Here is a 3,162-nt window from a genome sequence, read left to right as displayed (position 1 = left end):
AAGTTCATTGACATATTGAGTAGAAACTGTAACAGAATTGCGTATAGCGATATACGCGAGCGTAGAAAGAGTAAGTGAATAAGGGCGCACGGGGGATGCCTAGGCTCTCAGAGGCGAAGAAGGACGTGATAAGCTGCGAAAAGCCACGGGGATCGGCCAATGCGAAATGATCCGTGGATATCCGAATGGGGCAACCCAGTCTTAGGACTATCCCGCAAGGGAGGCGAACGTGGGGAACTGAAACATCTAAGTACCCATAGGAGGAGAAAACAACAGTGATTCCGTGAGTAGTGGCGAGCGAAAGCGGAACAGCCCAAACCGCATGTGTTACGGCATGTGCGGGGTTATAGGACCTGCATAAAGATCGACAAGGTGACGAGAACGGCATGGGAAGGCCGACCGTAGGGGGTGAGAGTCCCGTATTGGAAGTTTTGTTGATTGGGCGGGTATCCTGAGTAGGCCGGGACCGGAGGAATCCCGGTTGAATTTGCCAGCACCATCTGGTAAGGCTAAATACTCCTGAGAGACCGATAGTGAACTAGTACCGTGAGGGAAAGGTGAAAAGTACTCCGAATAGGAGGGTGAAATAGAACCTGAAACCGTGCGCTTACAAGCGGTCGGAGCCCATTAGTTGGGTGACGGCGTGCCTTTTGCATAATGAGCCTACGAGTTACTCCTCACCGGCAAGGGTAAGGCATTGAGTGCTGTACCCGGAGCGAAAGCGAGTCTGAAAGGGCGTTTGAGTCGGTGGGGGTAGACGCGAAACTTAGTGATCTACCCATGGCCAGGTTGAAGTTGTGGTAACACACAATGGAGGACCGAACCGATAAGCGTTGAAAAGCTTCCGGATGAGCTGTGGGTAGGGGTGAAAGGCTAATCAAACTGAGAAATAGCTCGTACTCCCCGAAATGTTTTTAGGAACAGCGTCGGGAATTGTATGACGGAGGTAGAGCTACCGATAGGACTAGGGGGAGTCAAATCCTACCAAATCCTGACGAACTCCGAATGCCGTCATATAGAACCGGCAGTGAGGGCTGGGGTGCTAAGGTCCCAGTCCGAGAGGGAAAGAACCCAGACCTTCCGCTAAGGTCCCCAAATCTAGATTAAGTTGAACAAAGGTGGTCCAGTTGCAGAGACAGCCAGGAGGTTAGCTTGGAAGCAGCTATTCCTTTAAAGAGTGCGTAACAGCTCACTGGTCGAGCGACAGGGCGTCGATAATAATCGGGCATCAAATCTAGTACCGAAGCGAAGGATTGCAGCAATGCGATGGTAGGGGAGCATTCCAACGGCGGCGAAGGTACCCTGTAAGGGGTGCTGGAGTTTTTGGAAAAGCAAATGTAGGCATAAGTAACGATAATGCGGGCGAGAAACCCGCACACCGTAAGACCCAGGTTTCCTGATCAACGTTAATCGGATCAGGGTTAGTCGGGGCCTAAGGCGAACCCGAGAGGGGTAGTCGATGGACAATGGGTTAATATTCCCATACTGCTCATACAGGTGAAGGAGTGACGGAGTGATGAAAGATCCGCCCGGTGACGGAATACCGGGTTAAAGGTTGTAGGTATTGGCCCGATAGTTAAATGCGTTGGGCTAGCCGAAGCTGATAGTACCGAGCGTCTACGGACAATCGGATAGTGATCCTAAGGGCTTCCAAGAAAAACTTCTAGCGTTAAGCGTATGAGTACCCGTACCGCAAACCGACACAGGTGGTCGAGGAGAGTATCCTAAGGTGCTCGAGTGAATCATGGCTAAGGAACTCGGCAAAATAGCCCTGTAACTTCGGGAGAAGGGGCGCCACGTTCTGCGTGGCCGCAGTGAAGAGGCCCAGGCGACTGTTTAACAAAAACACATGGCTTTGCGAAGTTTAAAGACTAAGTATAAGGCCTGACACCTGCCCGGTGCCGGAAGGTTAAGAGGGGATGTTATCGCAAGAGAAGCATTGAATCGAAGCCCCGGTAAACGGCGGCCGTAACTATAACGGTCCTAAGGTAGCGAAATTCCTTGTCGGGTAAGTTCCGACCTGCACGAATGGTGTAACGATCTGGGCGCTGTCTCAGCCATGAGCTCGGTGAAATTGTAGTCACGGTGAAGATGCCGTGTACCCGCAACGGGACGGAAAGACCCCATGCACCTTTACTGCAACTTAGCATTGGTACTGGGTAAACGATGTGTAGGATAGGTGGGAGACTGTGAGTCGGGCACGCTAGTGTTCGAGGAGTCGCCGTTGAAATACCACCCTTTGTTTGCTTGGTATCTAACCCCGTAACGGGGGACATTGCTTGGTGGGTAGTTTGACTGGGGTGGTCGCCTCCAAAAGGATAACGGAGGCTTCCAAAGGTTCCCTCAGTACGCTTGGTAACCGTACGAGGAGTGCAATAGCATAAGGGAGCTTGACTGTAAGGCCGACAAGCCGAGCAGGGTGGAAACACGGGTATAGTGATCCGGCGGTTCTGAATGGAAGGGCCGTCGCTCAAAGGATAAAAGGTACGCTGGGGATAACAGGCTGATCTCCCCCAAGAGCTCATATCGACGGGGAGGTTTGGCACCTCGATGTCGGCTCGTCACATCCTGGGGCTGGAGAAGGTCCCAAGGGTTGGGCTGTTCGCCCATTAAAGTGGCACGCGAGCTGGGTTCAGAACGTCGTGAGACAGTTCGGTCCCTATCTGTTGCGGGCGTGGGAAGTTTGCGAGGACCTGACCTTAGTACGAGAGGACCGGGTTGGACTGACCGCTGGTGTACCGGTTGTGGTGCCAACTGCACTGCCGGGTAGCTACGTCGGGAAGAGATAAGCGCTGAAAGCATCTAAGTGCGAAACTCCCCTCAAGATGAGACTTCCATATAGGGCCCTGAGAGACGATCAGGTTGATAGGCTGCAGGTGTAAAGGCAGTAATGTCATAGCCGAGCAGTACTAATTGCCCGAAAGCTTGCCTTTCGTTTGTTACAGTTTCTACGAAGTATGTTATCCCCGATAGTTATCGGGAGAACTTTAAGATATTAGGTGCGAAAGCACAAAGATTTAGGCGGCCTAGCGCAGGGGTCCCACCTCTTCCCATCCCGAACAGAGAAGTTAAGCCCTGCAGCGCCGATGGTACTGGGGTTACACCCGGGAGAGTAGGTCGCCGCCACATTATTCAGCCCCGTTACTTTACGGGGCTTTTTTT

The 3,162-nt window shown here is 52.4% G+C and carries 2 rRNA genes; both read left to right on the top strand.

Features of this window, described 5'->3' with window-relative positions:
* Positions 1-68: 68 nt before the first annotated feature.
* Positions 69-2,933 (top strand): 23S ribosomal RNA (locus P2G54_RS16410).
* A gap of 84 nt (positions 2,934-3,017) precedes the next feature.
* Positions 3,018-3,129: ribosomal RNA gene (gene rrf, locus P2G54_RS16405) — 5S ribosomal RNA — on the top strand.
* Positions 3,130-3,162 lie beyond the last annotated feature (33 nt).

This window comes from Algoriphagus sp. CAU 1675 (genome assembly GCF_029222925.1).
Classification (GTDB): domain Bacteria; phylum Bacteroidota; class Bacteroidia; order Cytophagales; family Cyclobacteriaceae; genus Algoriphagus.
Note: the sequence above shows the minus strand (reverse complement) of the source record. Positions and strands in the feature narration are given on the sequence as shown.